Annotated in this window: 18 protein-coding genes; 5 read left to right on the top strand and 13 right to left on the bottom strand. The window is 73.2% G+C overall.

Annotated features, from left to right (window positions below; all coding sequences use genetic code 11):
• Nucleotides 1-146: 146 nt before the first annotated feature.
• The 4 genes from ACF07V_RS13145 to ACF07V_RS13130 all read right to left on the bottom strand — a co-directional run bounded on the left by ACF07V_RS13145 (nucleotide 147) and on the right by ACF07V_RS13130 (nucleotide 5606).
• Entirely contained in the window at nucleotides 147-2372 is a 2226-nt protein-coding gene (locus ACF07V_RS13145) for an ATP-dependent RecD-like DNA helicase (protein WP_392153772.1), read from the bottom strand.
• A 131-nt stretch (nucleotides 2373-2503) separates the two neighbouring features.
• Nucleotides 2504-3307 (bottom strand): sugar phosphate isomerase/epimerase family protein, encoded by an 804-nt coding sequence (locus ACF07V_RS13140; protein ID WP_392153770.1) that lies wholly within the window; start codon nucleotides 3305-3307, stop codon nucleotides 2504-2506.
• Nucleotides 3304-4458, bottom strand: coding sequence for a dihydrodipicolinate synthase family protein (locus ACF07V_RS13135; protein WP_392153769.1), 1155 nt, complete (start codon nucleotides 4456-4458; stop codon nucleotides 3304-3306). The genes ACF07V_RS13140 and ACF07V_RS13135 overlap by 4 nt, the downstream gene beginning before the upstream one ends.
• The gene (locus tag ACF07V_RS13130; RefSeq protein ID WP_392153768.1) at nucleotides 4455-5606 is read right to left on the bottom strand and encodes a Gfo/Idh/MocA family protein; all 1152 of its coding nucleotides are present in this window, start codon (nucleotides 5604-5606) and stop codon (nucleotides 4455-4457) included. The genes ACF07V_RS13135 and ACF07V_RS13130 overlap by 4 nt, the downstream gene beginning before the upstream one ends.
• Before the next feature lie 115 nt (nucleotides 5607-5721).
• Here ACF07V_RS13130 and ACF07V_RS13125 point away from each other — a divergent pair, with 115 nt between their 5' ends.
• Entirely contained in the window at nucleotides 5722-6768 is a 1047-nt protein-coding gene (locus ACF07V_RS13125) for a LacI family DNA-binding transcriptional regulator (RefSeq protein ID WP_392153766.1), read from the top strand.
• A 212-nt stretch (nucleotides 6769-6980) separates the two neighbouring features.
• Here the strand turns inward: ACF07V_RS13125 and ACF07V_RS13120 are convergent, their stop codons facing one another.
• Nucleotides 6981-7574 (bottom strand): AAA family ATPase, encoded by a 594-nt coding sequence (locus ACF07V_RS13120; protein WP_392153764.1) that lies wholly within the window; start codon nucleotides 7572-7574, stop codon nucleotides 6981-6983.
• The gene (locus ACF07V_RS13115) at nucleotides 7571-8521 is read right to left on the bottom strand and encodes an EamA family transporter (protein ID WP_392153762.1); all 951 of its coding nucleotides are present in this window, start codon (nucleotides 8519-8521) and stop codon (nucleotides 7571-7573) included. Before ACF07V_RS13115 ends, ACF07V_RS13120 begins: the two co-directional genes overlap by 4 nt.
• Nucleotides 8522-8622: 101 nt before the next feature.
• Here ACF07V_RS13115 and ACF07V_RS13110 point away from each other — a divergent pair, with 101 nt between their 5' ends.
• Together ACF07V_RS13110 and ACF07V_RS13105 are read left to right on the top strand one after the other, a co-directional pair.
• Nucleotides 8623-9534, top strand: a complete 912-nt coding sequence (locus ACF07V_RS13110) for a LysR substrate-binding domain-containing protein (RefSeq protein ID WP_392154192.1) — start codon at nucleotides 8623-8625, stop codon at nucleotides 9532-9534.
• A gap of 109 nt (nucleotides 9535-9643) precedes the next feature.
• Entirely contained in the window at nucleotides 9644-11461 is a 1818-nt protein-coding gene (locus tag ACF07V_RS13105; protein ID WP_392153760.1) for a glycoside hydrolase family 3 protein, read from the top strand.
• A 362-nt stretch (nucleotides 11462-11823) separates the two neighbouring features.
• On the opposite strand, the gene ACF07V_RS13100 is transcribed toward ACF07V_RS13105, so the two are convergent.
• From ACF07V_RS13100 to ACF07V_RS13085, 4 genes are all read right to left on the bottom strand, one after another.
• Nucleotides 11824-13275 carry an aminopeptidase gene (locus ACF07V_RS13100; RefSeq protein ID WP_392153758.1) on the bottom strand — a complete coding sequence of 484 codons (1452 nt, stop codon included), beginning with the start codon at nucleotides 13273-13275 and terminating at the stop codon, nucleotides 11824-11826.
• 99 nt (nucleotides 13276-13374) lie between these two features.
• Nucleotides 13375-13785, bottom strand: a complete 411-nt coding sequence (locus ACF07V_RS13095) for a hypothetical protein (protein ID WP_392153757.1) — start codon at nucleotides 13783-13785, stop codon at nucleotides 13375-13377.
• Between the two features lie 78 nt (nucleotides 13786-13863).
• A complete protein-coding gene (locus tag ACF07V_RS13090) occupies nucleotides 13864-14220 on the bottom strand; it encodes a hypothetical protein (RefSeq protein ID WP_392153755.1) in 357 nt (118 codons plus the stop codon).
• A gap of 94 nt (nucleotides 14221-14314) precedes the next feature.
• Nucleotides 14315-18058 carry an ABC transporter ATP-binding protein gene (locus ACF07V_RS13085; RefSeq protein ID WP_392153753.1) on the bottom strand — a complete coding sequence of 1248 codons (3744 nt, stop codon included), beginning with the start codon at nucleotides 18056-18058 and terminating at the stop codon, nucleotides 14315-14317.
• 145 nt (nucleotides 18059-18203) lie between these two features.
• Between ACF07V_RS13085 and ACF07V_RS13080 the strand changes: the two genes are divergently transcribed.
• The gene (locus tag ACF07V_RS13080; protein ID WP_392153751.1) at nucleotides 18204-18575 is read left to right on the top strand and encodes a hypothetical protein; all 372 of its coding nucleotides are present in this window, start codon (nucleotides 18204-18206) and stop codon (nucleotides 18573-18575) included.
• A 54-nt stretch (nucleotides 18576-18629) separates the two neighbouring features.
• Here ACF07V_RS13080 and ACF07V_RS13075 read toward each other — a convergent pair whose 3' ends face one another.
• The 3 genes from ACF07V_RS13075 to speB all read right to left on the bottom strand — a co-directional run bounded on the left by ACF07V_RS13075 (nucleotide 18630) and on the right by speB (nucleotide 21916).
• Complete coding sequence (locus ACF07V_RS13075; protein ID WP_392153750.1) at nucleotides 18630-19055, bottom strand: hypothetical protein; 426 nt, start codon at nucleotides 19053-19055, stop codon at nucleotides 18630-18632.
• A 99-nt stretch (nucleotides 19056-19154) separates the two neighbouring features.
• Nucleotides 19155-20837, bottom strand: a complete 1683-nt coding sequence (locus ACF07V_RS13070) for a thiamine pyrophosphate-binding protein (protein ID WP_392153748.1) — start codon at nucleotides 20835-20837, stop codon at nucleotides 19155-19157.
• A 101-nt stretch (nucleotides 20838-20938) separates the two neighbouring features.
• Nucleotides 20939-21916, bottom strand: a complete 978-nt coding sequence (speB, locus tag ACF07V_RS13065) for an agmatinase (protein ID WP_041129339.1) — start codon at nucleotides 21914-21916, stop codon at nucleotides 20939-20941.
• Nucleotides 21917-22031: 115 nt separating this feature from the next.
• On the opposite strand from speB, the gene ACF07V_RS13060 reads away from it, so the two are divergent.
• Entirely contained in the window at nucleotides 22032-23474 is a 1443-nt protein-coding gene (locus tag ACF07V_RS13060) for a PucR family transcriptional regulator ligand-binding domain-containing protein (RefSeq protein ID WP_392153746.1), read from the top strand.
• Nucleotides 23475-23488 lie beyond the last annotated feature (14 nt).

Genomic DNA, 23488 nt, shown 5'->3' with positions numbered 1-23488 from the left:
AGGTGCCCTGACTGTCTCTACCATCCCCCATTTGGCTCAGGAGAGTGCACTCGGGGTCGCTCATTGGGCCATTCGGCGGCACTCAGTGCCGCCAACCTTCATATCCTGCCCCCTTCGCCCTGGTTCCGGTAGTCCTCCGTGATCTTTCACACGAGGGCGTCCCCTGTGAGCCGATGGGCGAGTGCGGTAAAGCGCCTGCCCGCCGAGACCGTACGGACCGCCTGGGCGATCGCCCGGCGGGAGCCGACCAGGACGACCAGCTTCCGGGCCCGGGTCACGGCCGTGTAGAGCAGGTTCCGCTGGAGCATCATCCAGGCGCTCATGGTGACCGGGATCACCACCGCCGGATACTCGCTGCCCTGCGAGCGGTGGATGGTGACCGCGTACGCGTGGGCGAGTTCGTCCAGCTCGTCGAAGTCGTACGGCACCTCCTCGTCCTCGTCCGTCCGCACGGTCAGCCGCTGCTCGACGGTGTCCAGTGCCGTGACGACGCCGACCGTACCGTTGAAGACCCCGTTGGCCCCCTTCTCATAGTTGTTCCGAATCTGGGTCACCTTGTCGCCCACCCGGAAGACCCGGCCGCCGAACCGCTTCTCCGGCAGGTCGGGGCGGGCCGGGGTGATCGCCTGCTGGAGCAGGCCGTTCAGCGAGCCCGCGCCCGCCGGACCACGGTGCATCGGGGCGAGGACCTGGACGTCCCGGCGCGGGTCGAGGCCGAACTTGGCCGGAATCCGCCGGGCCGCGACGTCCACGGCGACCCGTGCGGCGTCCTCGGTCTCCTCCTCGACGAAGAGGAAGAAGTCGGGGAGGCCCTGGGTGAGGGGCGGCGTGCCGGCGTTGATCCGGTGCGCGTTGGTGACCACCCCGGACTGCTGGGCCTGCCGGAAGATCCGGGTCAGCCGCACGGACGGTACGGGGCTGCCGGGGGCCAGCAGGTCGCCGAGGACCTCGCCCGCGCCGACCGACGGCAGCTGGTCGACGTCCCCCACGAGCAGCAGATGGGCACCCGGTGCCACCGCCTTGACCAGCTTGTTCGCCAGGAGCAGGTCGAGCATGGAGGCCTCGTCGACGACGATCAGGTCCGCGTCGAGCGGCCGGTCCCGGTCGTAGGCCGCGTCCCCGCCGGGCTTCAGCTCCAGGAGCCGGTGCACGGTGGACGCCTCGGCGCCGGTCAGCTCGGCGAGCCGCTTGGCGGCCCGGCCGGTGGGCGCGGCGAGCACGACCCTGGCCTTCTTGGCGCGGGCCAGCTCCACGATCGAGCGGACCGTGAAGGACTTGCCGCAGCCGGGGCCGCCGGTGAGCACGGCGACCTTCCGGGTGAGGGCGAGCCGCACGGCCTCCTCCTGCTCGGGCGCCAGGGAGGCCCCCGTGCGGTCCGCGAGCCAGGCCAGGGCCTTGTCCCAGGCGACGTCCCGGAAGGCCGGCATCCGGTCCTCCTCGGTCCGCAGGAGGCGCCGCAGCTGCCCGGCGAGGGAGAGCTCGGCCCGGTGGAAGGGGATCAGGTAGACGGCGGTGACGGGCACGCCTTCGGGCCCGGGCACGGTCTCCCGTACGACCCCCTCGGGATCGAGGGCGAGCTCGCCGAGACACTCGATGACGAGCCCGGTGTCGACCTGGAGGAGCTTCACGGCATCGGAGATGAGCCGCTCCTCGGGGAGGAAGCAGTGCCCCTGGTCGCTGGACTGCGACAGCGCGTACTGCAGACCGGCCTTCACCCGGTCGGGGCTGTCGTGCGGGATGCCGACGGACTGGGCGATCCTGTCGGCGGTGAGGAAGCCGATGCCCCAGACGTCGGCGGCGAGCCGGTAGGGCTGGTTGCGCACGACGGAGATCGAGGCGTCCCCGTACTTCTTGTAGATCCGCACGGCGATCGACGTGGACACCCCGACCCCCTGGAGGAAGACCATCACCTCCTTGATCGCCTTCTGCTCCTCCCAGGCGGCGGTGATGTTCCTGGTCCGCTTCGGCCCGAGCCCGGGGACCTCGATCAGCCGCGCGGGCTCCTCTTCGAGGATGTCGAGGGTGTCGAGCCCGAAGTGCTGCGTGATGCGGTCGGCGAAGACGGGCCCGATGCCCTTGACGAGCCCGGAGCCGAGATAGCGCCGGATGCCCTGGATGGTGGCGGGCAGAACGGTCGTGTAGTTGTCGACGGTGAACTGCTTGCCGTACTGCGGGTGGGAGCCCCAGCGCCCCTCCATCCGCAGCGACTCCCCCGGCTGCGCACCGAGCAGCGCCCCCACCACCGTGAGGAGGTCGCCGGCACCCCGCCCGGTGTCGACCCGGGCGACCGTGTACCCGCTCTCCTCGTTGGCGTAGGTGATCCGCTCCAGAACCCCTTCGAGCACTGCGGGCCCGCGACCGTCGTTGGACATGCACCGACCGTAGCGAAGCCCACCGACAACGGGGGCGGGACTGTGGACGACGCCCGCCCCGGGGGACCGGAGCGAGCCAGGGACGCCGAGATCGGAGCGGGTGCTGCCGGCGTGGACGAGGCCACGTGCGGTCACACCGCCCGGAACGACTCCAGCGTCTCCTCCAGGAGCTCCACGCCGTCCCTTGCCCACAGGTCGTCGTTGAAGAGTTCCACCTCGACCGGGCCCGTGTAGCCGGCCTTCTCCACCAGGGCCGCCCAGGCCGCGAGGTCGATCGCGCCCGTGCCCAGTTGTCCGCGGCCGTTGAGGACGCCGGCCGGGAGGGGGGTCGTCCAGTCGGCGAGCTGGAAGGAGTGGATGCGGCCGGCCGCGCCCGCGCGTTCCACCGCCGCCGGAGCCCGGTCGTCCCACCAGAGGTGGTACGTGTCGACCGTGACGCCGACCTGGGAGGCGGGGAAGCGCTCCGCGATCTCCAGGGCCTGGTCGAGCGTCGAGACCGCGCACCGGTCGGAGGCGTACATCGGGTGCAGGGGCTCGATCGCCAGGCGGACGCCCCGCTCCCCCGCGTACGGGGCGAGGGTGCCGATCGCCTCGGCGATGCGGGCCCGGGCGGACGGCAGGTCCGGGCAGGCCGGGGTGAGGCCGCCGGAGACCAGGACCAGGGTGTCGGTGCCGAGCGTCACGGCCTCGTCGATCGCCGCGCGGTTGTCCGGTTCCCAGCCGTCCGAGGTGAAGAAGCCGCCCCGGCAGAGGGTGGTGACGGTCAGACCCGCGTCCCGCACCAGGTCGGCCGCGGCCTCCACCCCGTACTCCTGGACCGGTTCGCGCCAGAGCCCGATGCCAGGGACGCCCAGCCGGACGCAGTGCCGGACCAGTTCGGGCAGGGCCAGCTGCTTCACGGTCATCTGGTTGACGGAGAAGCGGTCGAGGTTCATCGCGGGACTCCGTACACGGTGAGGAGCGAGCGCATCCGGGACGCGGCGCGCGCCGGGTCGGGGAACAGGCCCAGGCCGTCGGCGAGTTCGTACGCGCGGCCCAGGTGCGGCAGCGAGCGGGCGGACTGCAGACCGCCGACCATCGCGAAGTGGTCCTGGTGGCCCGCCAGCCAGGCGAGGAACACCACGCCCGTCTTGTAGAAGCGGGTCGGGGGCTCGAAGAGGTGCCGGGAGAGGGCGACCGTGGGGTCCAGCGTCTTGCGGAAGGCCGCCACGTCACCCGTGTCGAGGATCCTCACCGCCTCCGCCGCCAGCGGGCCCAGCGGGTCGAAGATGCCGAGCAGGGCGTGGCTGAAGCCCTGTTCGTCGCCCGCGATCAGCTCCGGGTAGTGGAAGTCGTCGCCCGTGTAGCAGCGGACGCCCTCCGGGAGGCGGCGGCGCAGCTCGACCTCGCGCCGGGCGTCGAGGAGGGAGACCTTGATGCCGTCGACCTTGTCGGGGTGGGCCCTGATCACGTCGAGGAAGGTCTCGGTCGCCGCGTCGAGGTCGGGCGATCCCCAGTAGCCGTCGAGGGCCGGGTCGAACATGGGGCCCAGCCAGTGCAGGATCACCGGCTCGCTCGCCTGGCGGAGCAGGTGGCCGTAGAGGTCGAGGTAGTCCTCGGGGCCGGTCGCCGCGGCGGCGAGGGCCCTGGAGGCCATGAGGATGGCCTGCGCCCCCGACTCCTCGACGACCGCGAGCTGTTCCTCGTACGCCGCGCGGATCTCCGGCAGGGCGGCCGGGCCCGTCAGCTGGTCCGTGCCCACGCCGCAGGCGATGCTGCCGCCCACGCCGTGCGCCTCCGCCGCGGACCGGCGGATCAGCTCCGCCGCGCCCGCCCAGTCGAGGCCCATCCCGCGCTGGGCGGTGTCCATCGCCTCGGCGACCCCGAGGCCGTGGGACCAGAGGTGGCGGCGGAAGGCGAGGGTGGCGTCCCAGTCGACGGCGGCCGGGGAGTCGGGGGTGGTGTCGGCGTACGGGTCGGCGACGACGTGCGCGGCGGAGAAGACCGTACGGGAGGTCAGGGGGCCGCCCGCGGAGAGCGCGAGCGGTTCGGTGCGGGGGGTGTACGCGCGCGTGGAGCCGTCCGGGGAAGGGAGCCGGATCGTCACAGGGTCACCTCCGGGACGTCCAGGCGGCGGCCCTCGGCGGCCGACCGCAGACCGAGCTCGGCGAGCTGGACGCCGCGGGCGCCGGCGAGGAGGTCCCAGTGGTACGGCTCGTCGAGCGCGATGTGCCGGAGGAACAGCTCCCACTGGGCCTTGAAGCCGTTGTCGAACTCGGCGTTGTCGGGGACCTCCTGCCACTGCCCGCGGAAGGACTCGGTGGCGGGGATGTCGGGGTTCCAGACGGGCTTCGGGGTGGCCGAGCGGTGCTGGACGCGGCAGCCTCGGAGCCCGGCGACGGCGGAGCCGTGGGTGCCGTCGACCTGGAACTCCACCAGCTCGTCGCGGTGGACGCGTACGGCCCAGGAGGAGTTGATCTGGGCGATGGCGCCGCCCTCCAGCTGGAAGATGCCGTACGCGGCGTCGTCGGCGGTGGCGGCGTACGGCTTGCCCTGCTCGTCCCAGCGCTGCGGGACATGGGTGGCGACGTGGGCGGTGACGCCGGTGACGCGGCCGAAGAGCTCGTGGAGCACGTACTCCCAGTGCGGGAACATGTCGACGACGATGCCGCCGCCGTCCTCCGCGCGGTAGTTCCAGCTGGGGCGCTGCGCGTCCTGCCAGTCGCCCTCGAAGACCCAGTAGCCGAACTCGCCGCGTACGGAGAGGATCTCGCCGAAGAAGCCGCCGTCGACGAGGCGCTTGAGCTTGAGCAGGCCGGGGAGGAAGAGCTTGTCCTGGACGACGCCGTGCTTGATGCCCTTCGCCTCGGCGAGGCGGGCGAGTTCCAGGGCGCCGGCGAGGTCGGCGGCGGTGGGCTTCTCGGTGTAGACGTGCTTTCCGGCGGCGATGGCCTTGGTGAGGGCCTCGACGCGGGCCGAGGTGACCTGGGCGTCGAAGTAGACGTCGACGGAGTCGTCGGCGAGGACGGCGTCGAGGTCGGTGGACCACTCGGTGAGGCCGTGGCGCTCGGCGAGGGTGCGCAGGGCGTGCTCGCGGCGGCCGACGAGGACGGGCTCGGGCCAGAGGGTCTCGCCGTTGCCGAGGTCGAGGCCGCCCTGTTCGCGCAGGGCGAGGATCGAGCGGACGAGGTGCTGGCGGTATCCCATGCGCCCGGTGACGCCGTTCATGGCGATGCGGACTGTCCTGCGTGTCACGAAAGGTTCCTCTCCGCGGTGTTCACTCGACATCTCGATAGAAAGCGCTTTCCATCGAAGATGACGCTAGCCTGCCGACATCGCCGCCGACAAGGGCCCTGGAGGTACGCACGCGATGACCGTCACCCTGGCGGACGTGGCCGCCCGCGCACGGGTCTCCCCCGCCACCGTCTCCCGCGTCCTGAACGGCAACTACCCGGTCGCCGCGTCGACCCGGGAACGGGTGCTGCAGGCCGTGGACGAGCTGGACTACGTCCTCAACGGCCCCGCGAGCTCCCTCGCCGCCGCCACGTCCGACCTGGTCGGCGTGCTGGTCAACGACATCGCCGACCCCTTCTTCGGGATCATGGCGAGCGCGGCGCAGAGCGCGATCGGGGAGAGCGCGACGGGACGCGGCGGGGGCGAGAAGCTCGCCGTCGTCTGCAACACCGGCGGCTCCCCCGAGCGCGAGCTCACCTACCTCACCCTGCTCCAGCGGCAGCGGGCCGCGGCCGTCATCCTCATGGGCGGCTCCCTGGAGGACCCGGAGCACCTCGCGGCGACGGCCGGAAAGCTGACGAAGCTGGCGGAGGCGGGGACCCGGGTCGTGCTGTGCGGGCGGCCGCCGACCCCCGGCGACGCCGGCACGGCGGCGCTCGTCTTCGACAACCGGACCGGAGGGCGCCGCCTCACCGAGCACCTGCTCGACCTCGGCCACCGGCGGATCGGTTACGTGGCGGGGCCGGCCGACCGCACCACCACCCGGCACCGCCTGGAGGGCCACCGGGAGGCCCTCGCGGCGGCGGGCGTGGCCGAGGGCCCGACGGTCCACGGGCCGTACGACCGCCGCTCGGGTCACGAGGCGACGGCGGAACTCCTCGCCCGGGACCCGCACCTCACGGCGGTCGTCGCGGCCAACGACACGGTGGCGCTCGGCGTCTGCGCGGCCCTGCGGGAACGGGGCCTGTCGATCCCCGGCGACGTGTCGGTCGCGGGCTTCGACGACCTCCCGTTCTCGGTGGACGCGGTCCCGTCCCTCACGACGGTCCGCCTCCCCCTCCACGAGGCGGGCATCCGCGCGGGCCGCCTGGCCATGAACGCGGAGGAGCCTCCGGCGGGCGGCGTGGAGACGGTGCCGGCGGAGCTGGTGGTACGGGGGTCGACGGCCGGGCCGCGGGGGTAGCCGGCGCGGCTCGGCGCTCGACCGAGGGACTGATCGGGGACGTCAGCGGTCGCTACGAGCCGGCCGGGCCGCGGGGGTAGCCGGCGCGGCTCGGCGCTCGACCGAAGGACTGATCGGGGACGTCAGCGGTCGCTACGAGCCGGCCGGGCCGCGGGGGTAGCCGACGCGGCTCGGCGCTCGACCGAGGGACTGATCGGGGACGTCAGCGGTCGCTACGAGCCGGCCGGGCCGCTCGGCTTCGCGTCCGCGTGGGCGGCCAGGCCGGTCGCCGCGAGGACCGCGTCGACCGTCTCCTCGACCGTCTGGTCCGCGTTGTCGATCCAGACGCCCTCGCCGGAGAGTTCGGCGCGCATGGCCTCGTCCAGGAACGCCCAGTTCGTCGTCAGCTTCTTGTGGCGGGCGTTGTTGCGCTCCCAGGCCTTGTCCGGGCCCGGGGCCAGGATCACCACGTGGAGCGGGACCGCCTGAGCATGGGCGCGGTAGAAGTCCAGGTGGGAGCGGCGTACGACCACGTCGTCGAGGACCGGCAGGAAGCCCGCCGCGGCGAAGCTGTCCGCGAGCAGGCTGCCGTTGCGGGCGCGCAGCAGGATCTGACGGTCCGCCTCCGGGTCGCCGTCCGGAGTCGGCCAGTGGCAGCCCTGGACGATCAGCTCCTGGAGGTGGTCGACCTCGATGTGCGCGGCGCGCGCGAACCGCGCCGCGAGCGCCGCCGCGACCGTGGACTTCCCGCTACCGGGGATCCCCGCCAACAGGACGATTCCGGGGGCGGGTTCGACGCTGTCGACGGTGACGTTCTCGAAGGTCATACGGGCCTTTCCTCACGGGTGGGACGCGGGAACGATACGGCCTCGGGCTCGTCGGACGCCACGGGTTTCCGGCCCGGGCCCCCTCCCGTGCCCCGTCGCGGCGCGAACGACGTCAGCGCCACTCCCCCCACGAGGAGCGCCGCCGCGCACCAGCGGAGGGGGCTCACCGGTTCGCCCAGGATCAGGGCCGCCGAGGACATGCCGAAGACCGGGACGAGGAGGGAGAAGGGGGCGACGGAGGAAGCGGGGTAGCGGCGGAGGAGCAGGCCCCAGGCGCCGAAGCCGAAGACGGTCGTGATCCAGGCGACGTACGCGATGACGCCGACGCCCGTCCAGTCGAGTCCGCGCAGGGCCGCGAGGTCGCGCTCGGGGCCCTCCAGGAGGAGGGAGAGGGCGAGGAGCGGCAGGACCGGCACCGTACTGACCCAGACCATGAAGTTGAGGGCGTCGGGCGGGGCGGCCTTGCGGGTCAGGACGTTGGAGACGCCCCAGCAGGCCGCCGCGGCGATCACCAGGGCGAAGCCGGCGAGCGGGCCCGAGCCGCCCTCGTCGACGGCGGCGACGCCGATGCCGGCGAGGGCCACCGCCATCCCGAGCACCTGGAGGCGCCGGGGGCGTTCGCCGAGGGCCGCGAAGGCGAAGAGGGCGGTGAAGACGGCCTGGACCTGGAGGACGAGGGAGGAGAGTCCGGCCGGGGCGCCGAGGTCCATGCCGGTGAAGAGCAGGCCGAACTTGGCCACGCCGAGGACGAGTCCGACGCCCACGATCCACTTCCAGGCGACCTTCGGGCGGCCGACGAGGAACACCGCCGGGAGGGCGGCGACGAGGAAGCGGAGAGCGGAGAAGAGCAGCGGCGGGAAGTGGCCGAGGCCGATCTCGATGACGACGAAGTTGACTCCCCAGACGGCGGCGACCAGGGCGGCGAGGGCGAGGTGGGCAGGGCGCATGCGATCGAGCATGGCCGCCGCCGACCGTGTAGCACCAGCACGGGTTCCTTCATGGTGGGATGAAGCATCGCTACATCCAGGAACGCCCACAGGAGGTGCCCGTGCTGGATCTCGGCCGTCTGCGCGCCCTGCACGCCGTCGCCGTCCACGGCAGTGTCGGCGCCGCCGCCACCGCCCTCGGCTACACACCGTCCGCGGTCTCGCAGCAGATCGCCAAGCTGGAGCGGGAGACCCGTACGACCCTGCTCGAACGCAGCGGGCGCGGTGTCCGGCTCACCGACGACGCCCATCAACTCGCCTCCACGGCACGGCAGTTGCTCGCCCTCGTCGAGGAGGCGGAGGTACGTCTCGAGGAGCGGCGCGGCCGGCCCGCCGGGCGGCTCACGATCGCCTGCTTCGCGAGCGCGGCGCGCGGCCTGATGCCCCGGGCGCTCGCCGAGCTCGCCCGGCTCCACCCGGACCTCGACGCCCGCCTCTCGGAGGTGGACCCGCACCTCTCGGTCGACCTGGTGGCGCGGGGCGTGATCGACCTTGCGGTGGCGCACGACTGGGACATCGCGCCGCTGCCGACGCCGCCGGGGGTCGAGCAGGTGGTCATCGGCGACGACCTGTGCGACATCCTCGTCCACCGGGACCATCCGCTGGCGGCGCGGGCGTCCGTGCGCCGGGAGGAGCTGGCGGCGGAGCGGTGGATCTCGCAGCCGCCGGGGACGGTCTGCCACGACTGGCTGACGCGGACGCTGCGGGCGACGGGGTACGAGCCGCTGATCGTCCATCAGGCGGAGGAGAACCACACGCAGGTGGCCTTGGTGGCGGCCGGACTCGGCATCGCCCTCGTCCCGCGCCTGGGCCGCGGGACCCTGCCGCCGGAGGTCGTGACGGTGCGGCTCGACCCGACGCCGACGCGCCGGCTGCACGCCATGTGGCGGACCGGCGCGGCGCGGCGCCCGGCGATCCGGGAGACGGTCCGTACGCTCCAGGAGCTCTGGCCCACCATCGCCTCGGCCGCCTGAGGCGGGCGGGAACGATTCCTGCGCGGGTCCTTGACCTGGCAGTTACTTTCGGGCTATCCGTGACACCTTGGAAGTTTCCTTCAACCTTGCACGGCCGGAAGGAGCATCAGTGCACCACCGCGCCCCCGCCCCCTCCCGACGCACCCTCCTCACGGTGACCGCCGCAGCCGCCGCGGCGGCCGTCACCGGACTCACCACCCCCGCCGCCCACGCCGAGGCCGACGACCTGAAACTCCAGCGGCTCATCGACCGGATGTCGCTGGAGGAGAAGGTCGGCCAGCTCTTCGTGATGCGGGTCTACGGCCACTCCGCCACCACCCCCGACCAGGCCGACATCGACGCCAACCTCGCGGAGATCGGCGTCCGCACCGCCGCCGAACTGGTCGAGCGCTACCACGTGGGCGGCGTCATCTACTTCTCCTGGGCCCACAACACCCGCGACCCGCAGCAGATCGCCGCCCTCTCCAACGGCATCCAGCAGGCCGCGCTCGCCCAGCCCACCCCGGTCCCCGTGCTCATCTCCACCGACCAGGAGCACGGCATCGTCTGCCGGGTCGGCAAGCCCGCCACCCTGCTGCCCGGGGCGATGGCGCTCGGCGCCGGGGGCTCGCACGCGGACGCCCGCAAGGCCGCGCAGATCGCGGGCGAGGAGCTCGCCGCCGTCGGCATCCGGCAGAACTACGCCCCGGTCGCCGACGTGAACGTCAACCCGGCCAACCCGGTCATCGGGGTCCGCTCCTTCGGCTCCGACCCGCAGGCCGTCGCCGGTCTCGTCGCCGCGCAGGTGAAGGGGTACCAGCGGGCCGGGGTCGCGGCCACCTCCAAGCACTTCCCCGGCCACGGCGACACCGCCGTCGACAGCCACTACGGCCTGCCGACCATCACCCACACCCGGGAGCAGTGGGCCGAACTCGACGCGCCGCCGTTCCGGTCGGCGATCGACGCCGGAATCGACTCGATCATGACCGCGCACATCGTGGTCCCCGCGCTCGACCCCAGCGAGGACCCGGCGACGCTCTCCCGGCCCATCCTCACCGGCATCCTGCGCGAGCAGCTCGGCTACGACGGCGTGGTGGTCACGGACTCCCTCGGCATGGAGGGCGTACGCACCAAGTACGGGGACGAGCGCGTCCCCGTCCTCGCCCTCAAGGCCGGCGTGGACCAGCTGCTCAACCCGCCCAAGCTCGACGTGGCCTGGAACGCGGTCCTGAAGGCCGTCAGGGACGGCGAACTGACGGAGGCCCGGCTCGACGAATCGATCCTGCGGATCCTGCGGCTCAAGGCGAAGCTGGGCCTCTTCCGGCAGGCGTACGCGACCCGGGCGGCCGTCGAGCGGGTCGTCGGCACCGAGTCCCACCTCGCCCACGCCGACCGCATCGCCGAGGCGACCACGACGCTCCTCCTCAACGAGGACGGCTTCCTCCCGCTGAGCCCCGCCTCCCACCGCTCGGTCCTCGTCGTCGGCGCCGACCCGGCCTCGCCGTCCGGCACGACGGGCCCGCCCACGACGACGCTCGCGACGGCACTGTCGGAACTGGGCTTCGACGCGACCGCGCTCTCCACCGGGATCACGCCGACGGCGGCGAAGATCGAGGAGGCGGTGGCGGCGGCGGCCGGCAAGGACGTGGTGCTCGTCGGCACCTACAACGTGTCCGCGACCAGTCCGCAGCGGACGCTCGTCGCGCGGCTCGTCGCGACGGGGGTGCCGGTCGTGACGGTCGCGATCCGCAACCCGTACGACGTCGCGCGGCTCGGTGGGCAGCGGGCGACGCTCGCCGCGTACTCCTGGACCGATGTCGAACTCCGGGCCGCCGTACGGGTGCTGGCGGGGCGGGCGCGGCCGCGGGGGCGGCTTCCGGTCCCGATCCAGAACGCGGAGGACCCGACGAAGGTCCTGTACCCGCTGGGGCACGGCTTGTCGTACTGACCCCCCGGAACCCACGCCCCACCCGTGCGGCCCCCGCCCGTGTGGCCTGCGCCCCGCCCGTGTGGCCCGCGCCCCGCCCGTGTGGGCAATCGTCCCGCAGGGCGGGACGGGTGGGCACACGGGACGGCGCCCCTAGCGGCGCCTCCGTGTTCCGTGCCCTGGCCCGCACCACGTTGTGCTCCGTCACTCGCGGTGCGGGTTCAGGCGCGGGAGCCTCTGGCGCCGGCAAGGGCGCCGTTCCGTTGTGCCCACCCGTTCCGCCCCTTGCGGAACGCCTGCCCACAACGGGGTGGGCGGGGTCAGCGCCCACAACGGGGGGCGGCGGGTGGGCGCCGCCCCCGGGGAGCGGCGCCCGGTTGGGGTTAGGGGCGGAGGCCGTGTTCGCGGGTCGTGTCCTCGTCGGCCGGCGCGTCGATGCGGGCATCGAACGCCGCCAGCGGCTGCGCCGCCTGGACCGCCGGGGCCGAGACGCCGGCCCAGGCGAGGATCCGCGCGGTGGCGGCGTCGCGCTCGGCGGGGACGAGCCCGGCGACGTTCGCGCCGTGGTTCATGCCCGGCGCCACGTAGACGTAGGAGTCACGCGCGCCCTTGTCGACGTGGAACTGCTCCGAGCCCCACGGGTCGTTGCCGCCGTAGACGAACAGCATGTGGTTCGCGTTCTTGCGGACCCAGTCGTCGACGTCCCGCATGACCCAGGGCTTGAACTTCATGGGGATGGAGCTCGGCACGAAGCTGCTGGCCGGCTGGTAGCCGTAGCGGCTGAGGCCGTCGAGGTGCGGCTGCTTGATGGTCGGCGAGCCGAGCTCGGTCGCCGCCTGGTAGTAGTACGGCGTGTAGTACTCCAGGCCCTGGTCGGTGTAGGCGGACCAGCCGGAGTACGCGTCGATCGTGTCGTACACGACGTCGTCGCTCGCGGTCGCCGCGTCCGGGATCTGGTCGCAGACGTTCTCGCCGTAGTACTGCCAGAAGCCCCACACGAAGTCGAGGACGACGGCCTCGTAGGCCTTGTCGAGGGAGCCGACCGTGTTGAAGGTGGCGCCCTCGGACTCGGCCCAGGCCTTGTACTTCTTCTCCAGCGGCTCGCGGCGGACGAGGGCCTCGCGCTGCATGTTGTTCAGGCGGTCCCGGCAGTCCTTGGTGCCGACGGTCTCGAAGAACCGGTCGTAGGCCGAGTCCTCCTTGTTGACCACGTCGTTCGGCGCCACGTACGCGACGACGCCGTCCATGTCGCGCGGGTAGAAGCGCTCGTAGTACGTGGCGGTCATGCCGCCCTTCGAGGCGCCGGTGGAGAGCCACTTCTGGCCGTAGACCGACTTCAGCGCCGTGTAGATCCGGTGCTGGTCGCTGGCCGCCTGCCAGATGTCCAGCTTCGACCAGTCGGCCGGTGCCGGGCGGGACGGCGTGAAGAAGCGGTACTCCATGGAGACCTGGTTGCCGTCGATGATCCGGGTCGGCTCGGTCCGGCTCGGCGTCGTGGAGAGACCGTAGCCGCTGGTGCGGAAGACGGTCGGGCGGCTCGTGTCCTTGTGGAGGATCGAGATCCGCTGCTGGAACGTGCCCGCCCACGGGCGCTTGTGGTCGATCGGCTGCTCGTAGTTGAGGACGAAGTAGCGGTAGCCCGCGTACGGCTTCTCCTCGATCAGGCTCATCCCGGGGATCGCCAGGATGCGGTCCTTGATGTCGGTGCTCGTGCTCTGCGAGTCGACGACGGCCGCGCTGCCGGTCTCCGTGTCCGCGGCGGTAGCCACACCGGTCGACCCGACGGTGCCTATGAGCACCGAAAGCGACAGCGCCCATCTCAGCGACTTGCGCATTCACCCTCCCCTTGGTTCACAACGGTGTCGCGAACCTAGCGGGGACAACGTGCGGACCGCCAGACCCAGTTGATCCTTACCCTTAGACTTTCCTGCACATCAGCACAGGATCCAGCCCGTCGCCGTCCCCCGGCCGGCCACCGAACCGCTCGCCCGGACGCAGCGGTTGAGCGCGTGGACGGTCACCGGGCCCGCCTGCCGGTCGAACCGCCCCGAGCGGACGACGGCCCGCCCGCCGCGCGGCTGGAGCGAGACGGCCATCGGGCGGCGCGGGCCCGGCCCCTTGGCGACGGTGACGGCACAGACGTACTGGCGGGTCCGGTAGAGGCGCAGTTCGCCGGTGGCGAAGGTGATCGTCCGGGTGGGTCGGCCGTGGCAGACGGAGGCGGCGTCGGCGGTCCCGCCGCCGGGCCCCGGGCCGGGGAGGAGGAGCAGCGCGAGCGCGGCGAGGAGCGGGACAAGCACACGGGCGAGGGTTCGGGTCCGGACCGTGCCGACGTCTGTGGTCATGCGTTCCTCTCCCGGGCGAGTCGTCGTACGGCCGTACGACGCACGAGGCCCAGGAATGGTTGCCTCCGCATGTCTGCGCTATGCGAAGGTCGTCATGACCAGCGTCAGGAAGACGGCCTCCGCGCCGAGCTGGACCCGGAACGCGGTCCGGCCGACGGTGAGGCGGGTCGCGCCCTGGGCGATCCCGAAGGCGACGGCCGCCGGCACCAGGCTCACGACGTACGCATAGCCCGGGGTGGAGCCGCAGCCCTCCCCGTACCCGAGGCAGCGGCCCGCGTTCTCCGCGGTGAGGGCGACGATGCCGGCGAGCACGGTCGCCGGGACGAAGAGCCCGGCCCAGATCAGGGACCGCTTCCGCAGCCGCCGGCCTTCCACGTCGGAGGCGGAGGGAACGGCGGGCGAGGCGGTGGCGCGGGCGCGGGACTCGTTGCTCATGTCCCCGATTCAAGTCCGGCGGACGCGGACGGGGAATCCGCCGGGGTACTCACCCGGCGGATTCCCCGTACTCAGGCCCGCCTCTCGGAAGCGGTCAGACCCGCTCCGGCTCCGCCTCCCCGATGAACGTGTTCCACAGCATCGCGTACCGGCCGCCCAGGGCGAGGAGTTCGTCGTGGGTGCCGTCCTCCGCGACCCGCCCGTGGTCCATGACGACCACCCGGTCCGCACGCGCGGCCGTCGTCAGGCGGTGGGCGACGACGAGGGTCGTACGGCGGCCCGCGAGCCGGTCGGTGGCCTGGTTGACCTGGGCCTCGGTCGCCAGGTCCAGGGCCGCCGTGGCCTCGTCCAGGAGCAGGATGTCCGGGTCGACGAGTTCGGCGCGGGCCAGGGCGATCAGCTGGCGCTGCCCGGCGGAGAGGTTGCGGCCGCGCTCGGCGACCTCGTGGAGGTAGCCGCCGTCGAGCGTGGCGATCATGTCGTGCGCGCCGACCGCGCGGGCCGCCGCCTCGACCTCGGCGTCGGTCGCCTCGGGGCGGCCGTAGGCGATGGCGTCGCGGATGGTCCCGGCGAAGAGGTACGCCTCCTGGGGGACGACGCCGAGCCGGTGGCGGTACGCGGTGAGGTCGAGGTCCCGCAGGTCGGCGCCGTCGGCGGTGACCCGGCCGGCCGTCGGGTCGTAGAACCGGGCGACCAGCTTGACGAGGGTGGACTTTCCGGCGCCGGTCTCGCCGACGAAGGCGACGGTCTGCCCGGCGGGGATGCGGAGGTCGATCCCGGTGAGGGCCTCCTCCTCGCCCCCGTACGCGAAGGAGACGTCCTCGAAGGCGATCTCGCCGCGCAGCGACAGCACGTCCAGGGGCGCGTCGGCGGCGGCCGTCGACGTCGGCTCCTGGAGGAGTTCCTGCATCCGCTTCAGCGAGACGGCGGCCTGCTGGTAGCCGTCGAAGACCTGCGAGAGCTGCTGCACGGGCGCGAAGAAGAGGTCGATGTAGAGGAGGTAGGCGACGAGCGCGCCGGTGGTGAGGGTGCCGGCCTCGATGCGGTTCGCGCCGACGATCAGGACGGCGGCGGCCGCGACCGAGGACAGCAGGGTCACGAACGGGAAGTAGACCGAGATCAGCCACTGGCCCCGGACGCGCGCCTCGCGGTACGAGTCGCTGCGCTCCGCGAAGCGGGCCGCGCCCGAGCGCTCGCGGCGGAAGGCCTGGACGATCCGGAGGCCGGCGACGGACTCCTGGAGGTCGGCGTTGACGACGCTGATCCGCTCGCGCGCCAGCTCGTACGCCTTCACGCTGGAGCGGCGGAAGTAGTAGGTGGCGAGGGCGAGGACCGGCAGGGTCGCGAAGACGACGAGGGCGAGCTGGAGGTCGAGCACGAGCAGCGCGACCATGATCCCGAAGAAGGTGACGACCGAGACGAAGGCGGTGACCAGGCCCGTCTGGAGGAAGGTCGACAGGGCGTCGACGTCCGTGGTCATCCGGGTCATGATCCGGCCGGTGAGCTCGCGCTCGTAGTAGTCCAGGCCGAGCCGCTGGAGCTGGGCGAAGATCTTCAGGCGCAGCGCGTACAGGACCCGCTCGCCGGTGCGGCCGGTCATCCGGGTCTCGGCGGTCTGCGCGACCCACTGCACGAGGACGGTGACCAGGGCGAGCGCGGAGGCCGCCCAGACGGCGCCGATCGCGAGCCGGTTCACGCCCTCGTCGATGCCGTGCCGGATCAGGACGGGAAGCAGCAGGCCCGCGCCCGCGTCGAGGGCGACCAGGCCGAGGCTGATGAGCAGCGGGGCGCCGAAGCCGCGGAGCAGCCGGCGCAGCCCGTACGCGTCCTCGGGGGACACGGCCCGGGCCTCGTCGATGTCGGGGGTGTCGGTGGCGGGCGGCAGGGCCTCGACGGCGGCGAGGAGTTCGGGGGTGGCTCCGGGCGCGGGGGTCTCGCGGCCGGTGGTCTCGTCCCGTACCCACAGGGTCGGGGTGATGCCGCGCTCGGCGTCGAACTCGGCGTCCAGCTCGGCCCGCAGCGTGTGGTCCTCGGGAAGCTCGTCCGGCGGCGCCAGGTGGCCGGGCGAGACGGCGCCGAGTTCCTCGGGGTCGGTGAGGAGGCGGCGGAAGAGCGGGGAGCGGGCCTCCAGCTCGGCGTGGGTGCCGATGTCGGCGAGCCGGCCGTCCTCCAGGACGGCGATGCGGTCGGCGAGGCCGAGGGTGGAGCGGCGGTGGGCGATGAGCAGGGTGGTACGGCCCGCCATGACGGACTTCAGGGCCTCGTGGATCTCGTGCTCGACCTTGGCGTCGACGGCGGAGGTGGCGTCGTCGAGGAGGAGGAGCCGGGGGTCGGTGAGGATCGCGCGGGCGAGTGCGACGCGCTGGCGCTGGCCGCCGGAGAGGGTGAGGCCGTGCTCGCCGACCTTGGTGTCGTAGCCGTCCGGGAGCTCGGCGATGAAACGGTCCGCCTGGGCGGCGCGGGCGGCGGTCTCGATCTGCTCGCGGGTGGCGTCGGGGACGCCGTAGGCGATGTTCGCGGCGACGGTGTCGGAGAAGAGGAAGGAGTCCTCGGGGACGAGGCCGATGGCGGCGCGGAGGGAGTCGAGGGTGAGCTCGCGGACGTCGTGGCCGCCGACGAGGACGGCGCCGTGGGTGACGTCGTAGAAGCGGGGCAGGAGGAGCGAGACGGTGGACTTGCCGGAGCCGGAGGCGCCGACGACGGCGACGGTCTCGCCGGGCCGGATCTCCAGGGAGAACCCTTCGAGGACGGGGTTGCTATTGCCGGAGGCGCCCTCGTACGCGAAGGAGACGTCGTCGAACTCGACGGTGGCGGGCGCGTCGGCGGGCAGTTCCTTGGCGCCGTCCTTGATCACCGGCTCGGTGTCGATGAGGTCGTAGACCCGCTCGACGCCGGCACGGGCCTGCTGGCCGACGGTGAGGACCATGGCGAGCATGCGGACCGGGCCGACGAGGGAGGCCAGGTAGGCGGAGAAGGCGACGAAGGTGCCGAGGGTGATCTGGTGCCGGTAGGCGAGCCAGCCGCCGAGCGCGAGGACCGCGACCTGGCCGAGGGCGGGTACGGCCTGGAGGGCGGGGGTGTACCTGGAGTTGAGCCGGATCGTCCGCAGGCGGCCGGCGAACAGCTTCCGCCCGGCTTCCCGGATCTTGCCGGTCTCCTGGTCCTCCTGGCCGAAGCCCTTGACGACCCGGACGCCGGTCACGGCCCCGTCGACGACGCCGGCGACGACGGCGGCCTGCTGCTGCGCGTGCCAGGTGGCGGGGTGGAGACGGGTGCGGCTGCGCTTGGCGATCCACCAGAGGGCGGGGGCGACGGCGAGCGCGACGAGGGTGAGCGGGATCGACAGGTAGGCCATGACGGCCAGCGAGATGAGGAAGAGCAGGATGTTCCCGATGGTCATCGGGAGCATGAAGAGAAGGCCCTGGATGAGCTGGAGGTCGCTGGTCGCGCGCCCGACGACCTGCCCGGTGGACAGCTCGTCCTGCCGCCGCCCGTCGAGCCGGACGACGGTGTCGTACATGTCGATCCGCAGGTCGTGCTGGACGTCGAGGGCGAGCCGGCCGCCGTAGTAGCGGCGGACGTAGGTGAGGGCGTAGACGAGGACGGCGGCGCCGATGAGCAGCCCCGTCCAGACGCCGAGGTCCCGGGTCTTCGTCCCGATGACGTCGTCGATGATCACCTTGGTGACGAGCGGCACGAGGGCGAGCACGGCCATGCCGGCCAGGGAGGACCCGAGCGCCAGCAGCGTGTTCGCCTTGTACCGCCACGCGTACCCGGCCAGCCTGCGCGCCCAGCCCTGCTGTGTCCGATCCGGCTCTTTGTGCCCCACCGCCGCCACGAGTGGCCTCCCATCCGTCCTGCTCTACCGGAAGCCCCAACACGGCCGACGTGGGATTTCATCCCGCCGCAACAATTCCCGCCGGAGCGGGTAGGGAGTCCCGGGGCCGCCGGCCGGGCGGTGCCGCGGACGGAAGGGGAGATCCGTGGGGAAGGTCGAGGACGGGAAGCCGTACCGGTGGGGGCGGCTGCACGCGGCGGTGCAGGTTCTCGAAGGGCTGGCCGAGGGGAGGACCGGGCTGGGCCTGCCGTCGGAGCGGAAGAAGACGACGAGCACCCCGCGGAACAACTTCGTGATCCTCCTGCGGGACATGGGCCTCCAGCTCCTCGCCGCCCGGGAGAAGGGCGGCGACCACGCCCGGGCCGCGGCCGCGGTCGTCGGGGACATCACGGAGCTGATAGCCCCGGAGCCGATGTACGGCAAGGGCTTGAACCCGAAGGAGATCGCCGCGTTCCACGAGGGGTACGAGCATCAGATGGGCCTCTACCGGGAGAAGTGGGAGAAGCTCGTGCTCTGAGCCGGGACGGCGTCGGGCCCCGGTCCCGCGACCGGGGCCCGGGGGCGGGAGGGGTCAGAAGGGGCCGGGCAGGGTCACGGAGATGCCGTTGCCGGTGTCCGTGACGACCACGTTGCTCCACACCAGGCTCATCGGCGGGGAGCACTTGGGCTGGAAGGTCGCCGTGACGGTCACGGAGAAGTTGGCCTTGCCGTTCTGCACGGGGAAGGTGCCGCCGCCACCGGTGGACTGCTTGTTGGCGGCGTTGGGGTCGTTGCCGCCGGGGTTGACGCACTGGGCCTCGGCGGTGACGGTGATGTTCACGGACTGCTGGTTGCCGAGGCCGGCCTCCTTGCCCTTGACGGTCAGGCTGCTGCCGGAGGCCGTCGCGGTCGGGGTGCCGACGAAGTGCGCGCTCACGGCGCCGGCGGTCGGGGCGAGGAAGCCCACGAGGCCGAGCGCCACTGAGGCGGGCACGAGGAAGACGGAATGGCGTCGCATGAGGTCCCACCTCATCGGAAACGGGTGCCGTTGTCCCCGCGGAGTGCGCCGCTGTCCGCAGATGCCCCCAGAATATGCCTCCGGGGGCATTGCGGCCCGTCACAGATGCGTCGGCTCGAACATCCTCAGGAGGGCCGGGAGGACCACCACCGACGGGCCCGGGGCGGCGAGGGCCTTCGTGAGGTCCGTGGCCAGGGTGTCCGGGGTCGTCAGGGTGGCCGGGACGCCGAAGGACTCGGACAGGGCGACGAAGTCCGGGCGGGTCAGTTCGGTGCCCGTGGCCTCGCCGAACGCGTCCGTCATGTACTCCCGCAGGATCCCGTACCCGCCGTCGTCGACGATCAGCCACGTCACGTCGAGCCCGTACTGCTTCGCCGTCGCCAGCTCCGCGATCGAGTACATCGCGCCGCCGTCGCCGGACACCGCGAGGACCGGCTGCGAAGGGTCGGCGACGGCCGCGCCGAGGGCGGCGGGGAAGCCGTACCCCAGGCCGCCCGCGCCCTGGGCCGAGTGCATCGTGTTCGGGTGGCGCGCGTCGAAGGCCGACCACGCCCAGTACGACAGGATCGTCATGTCCCAGAAGCTCGGCGCCCTGTCCGGCAGCGCCTCCCGCACCGCCGCGACGATCCGCTGCTCCAGGCCGAGGTCCTGCGCGGCGATCCGCTCCCGGACCTTGGCGAGGACGGCGGCGACCCGCTCGGGCGCCGCCGGGTCCCGCCGTTCCCCGGCGGTCTCCAGGAGCGCCTGGAGCGCGAGGCGGGCGTCCGCGTGGATGCCGAGCGCCGGGTGGTTGGACTCCAGCTTGCCCGGGTCGGCCTCGATCTGGATCACCCGGCCGCGCGGCGCGAACGTGTGGTAGTTCGAGGACAGCTCGCCGAGGCCCGAGCCGACGACGAGGAGGACGTCGGCGTCCTCCAGGAAGTCCGTGGTGTGCCGGTCCTCCAGCCAGGACTGCAGCGACAGCGGGTGCTCCCAGGGGAAGGCGCCCTTGCCGCCGAAGGTGGTGACGACGGGGATGTCGAGCCGCTCGGCGAGCGCCAGGAGCTTGCCGGAGGCGTCGGAGCGGACGACGCCGCCGCCCGCGATGACGGCGGGTCGCTCGGCGGTCTCCAGGAGGTGCGCGGCGAGCGCCGTCAGCTCGGGGCGCGGGGCGACGTCCTCGGGCGTGGCGTCCATGGCCGTCACGGCGGGGAGGGCCGTCTCCGCCAGGAGCACGTCCTGCGGGATCTCCACCCAGACCGGCCCGTGCGGGGCGGTGAGCGCCGACTCCCAGGCCGCCGCGATCGCGGACGGGATCTGGGACTGGGTACGGACCGTGTGGACGGACTTCACGACGTCCCGGAACGAGGCCTGCTGGTCGCGGAGCTCGTGCAGGTAGCCGTGCCGGCCGCCGCCGAGCCCGGCGACCGGGATCTGGCTGCCGATCGCGAGGACCGGGGCGGAGGCGGCGGCCGCCTCCTGGAGCGCGGCGAGCGACATGAGCGCGCCGGGGCCGGTGGAGAGCAGCAGCGGGGCGGCCTCGCCGGTGATGCGGCCGTAGGCGTCGGCGGCGAAGCCGGCGTTGTTCTCGACGCGGAGGCCGACGTACGTCAGCGACGAGCGGCGCAGGGCGTCGAACATGCCGAGGGCGTGCTGGCCGGGGAGACCGAAGACGGTGGTGGCGCCGAGGCCGCTGAGGGTCTCGATGACGAGGTCGCCGCCGTTGCGCCCGGCGGGCGGGTTGAGGGCCGCGACTCTCTGGGCCTCGGTGGGGCGCAGGACGAGGTCGTGGTCGTGGGTCATCGGCGGGTCCCTTGGCGTCGTCGGTCGGGTGCGGGCCGGTGGTCGGGGTGTGCCCACCCGTTCCGCCCCTGCGAAACGTATGCCCACACCCCGACGGGGTCCTACTTCGCGTCTCGCGCCGCCGCGATCTGGCGGGACATGATCGTCGTCAGCTCGTACGCCGTGTGCGACGCGGCGACCGCGGTGATCTCGGCGTGGTCGTACGCCGGGGCGACCTCGACGACGTCGGCGGAGACCAGGTTGCAGGAGGAGAGTCCGCGGAGGATCTCCAGGAGCTCGCGGGAGGTCATGCCGCCGGCCTCGGGGGTGCCGGTGCCGGGGGCGTGGGCCGGGTCGAGGCAGTCGATGTCGATGGAGATGTACAGCGGGCGGTCGCCGATGCGCTGGCGCAGCTGGTCGGCGACCTCGTCGGCGCCGCGGCGGTAGACGTCGGACGAGGTCACGATGCCGAAGCCGAGCTTCTCGTCGTCGGTGAGGTCCTGCTTGCCGTAGAGCGGGCCGCGGGTGCCGACGTGGGAGAGCGCGGAGGTGTCGAGGATGCCTTCCTCGACGGCGCGGCGGAACGGGGTGCCGTGGGTGTACTCGGCGCCGAAGTAGGTGTCCCAGGTGTCGAGGTGCGCGTCGAAGTGGAGCAGGGCGACGGGGCCGTGCTTCTTGGCGACGGAGCGGAGCAGCGGCAGGGCGATGGTGTGGTCGCCGCCGAGGGTCATCATGCGGGCGCCGGTGCCGAGGAGGTCGTCGGCGGCGGCCTCGATGGTCTCGACGGCCTCGTTGATGTTGAACGGGTTGGCGGCGATGTCACCGGCGTCCGCGACCTGCGCGAGGGCGAACGGGGAGGCGTCCTGCGCGGGGTTGTAGGGGCGGAGCAGGCGGGAGGCCTCGCGGATGGCGTTGCCGCCGAAGCGGGCGCCGGGGCGGTAGGAGACGCCGGTGTCGAAGGGGACGCCGACCACGGCGACGTCGGCGGTGCCGACCTCGTCGAGGCGCGGCAGCCGGGCGAACGTCGCGGGACCGGCGTACCGCGGGATGCGGGACGAGTCGATCGGGCCGCGGAAGGCGTTCTGGTCGCTGCTGCTCATGGTCGGGGTCCTCCTGGGTGTGTCGTTGGGGTCCGGCTCGACCGTAAGTCGCCCGAAGCCCTCGTTGAAGTGTACGTTTCCTCCACTGTCCGGGCGGGGGATGTACGAAGGGCCCATGTCGATGACTCCGACGCCTCCTTCGGAGCGAGGCTCCACTCCCCCGGCGCCGCCCGTGCCGCTCGCCGCGCTGCTGGCCCGGCCCGACCTGGGCCTGCGGCTGCTCGCCGGGCCCGAGGACGTGCCGCTGCACTGGGTGCACACCTCGGAGATGGCCGACCCGTACCCGTATCTGCTCGGCGGCGAGCTGCTCATGACGGCGGGCGTGCAGCTCAGCGACCCGGCGCGCTACGTCGAGCGGGTCGTGGAGGCGGGGGCGGCGGCGCTGGCCTTCGGGGTGACCCCGGTGTGGGACACGGTGCCGCCGGAACTCGTCGCGGCGTGCGAGCGGCACGGCCTGCCGCTCGTGGAGGTCCCTCCCCGCACCCCGTTCACGGCGGTGGCGCGGGCGCTGTGGCGGCTGATGGCGGAGGCCCGGCTGCACGAGCTGCGCCGGGTGACGGAGGCCCAGCAGTCCCTGGCGGCGGCCGCGGCCCGGCCGGCGCCGGTCCCGGCGGTGCTCGGCGCGCTGGCCTCGCGGCTCGGGGGGCGGGCGGTGCTGTTCGGGGCGGACGGCGCGGAGTCGGCGGCGGCCGGCCGGGAGGTGCCGGCGGAGGCGGGGCGGGCGCTGCGGGAGCTGGCGGGGGTGCTGGGTCCGCGCCCGGGCGGGCCGGCCTCGGCGAGCGGGGACGGCGGCGGGCTGCGGCTGGCGGCGTACGCGCTGGGCGGCGGGGACGGGCTGACGCTCGGGGTGGCGACGGAGCGGCGCGGCCCGGGCGACCACACCATCGCGGGCGTGGCGGTGGTGCTGCTCTCCCTGCTCACGGCCCCGCACCGGGCCGCGGATGTGACGGTACGGGACGGGGCCCTGGTCCGGCTGCTCCTCGGCGCGCCCCCGGCGGAGGTCGCCGGCGCGCTGGGCGAGGGCCCGTGGAGGGTGGTCCACGCGCGCGGCGGCGACGGCACCCCGTTCGCGGCGGCGAGCCTGGCGGCGGCGCTCGGGACACCGCTGATGACCCAGGACGGGGGCACCGTACGGCTCCTGCTCCCCGCTTCCACGCCCGTCACCGCGCAGGAGGGGTGGACGCTCGGGGCGAGCGCGCCGTCCCCGGCGGCGGAGCTCGCGGCCGGGGACGCGCAGGCGGCCCGGGCGCTGCGCAGGGCGGAGGCCTCCCGGGCGGCCCTCGTCCGGCACCGCGCGAGCGGCTTCGCCGCGCTCGTCGACCGCGACGAGGCCGCTGCCTACGCCCGGGAGGTGCTGGCCCCGCTCACCGAGACGCTCGCCGAGACGCTCCGGGTCTGGCTCTCCCTCCACGGCAGCTGGGACCGGACGGCGGTGGCCCTGGAGATCCACCGGAACACGGTCCGTCAGCGGATCACCCGCTGCGCGGCCCTGCTCGACCGGGATCTGGACGATCCGGACGTCCGGATGGAGCTGTGGTTCGCGCTCCGCGCCCGGTGACCGGGCGGTCCCCC

Origin of the sequence: Streptomyces sp. NPDC015661 (assembly GCF_043077765.1) — a bacterium.
In the GTDB taxonomy this organism is placed as follows: domain Bacteria; phylum Actinomycetota; class Actinomycetes; order Streptomycetales; family Streptomycetaceae; genus Streptomyces.
The sequence above is the reverse complement of the archived record's forward strand: the minus strand, read 5'-3'. Positions and strand labels throughout refer to the sequence as shown.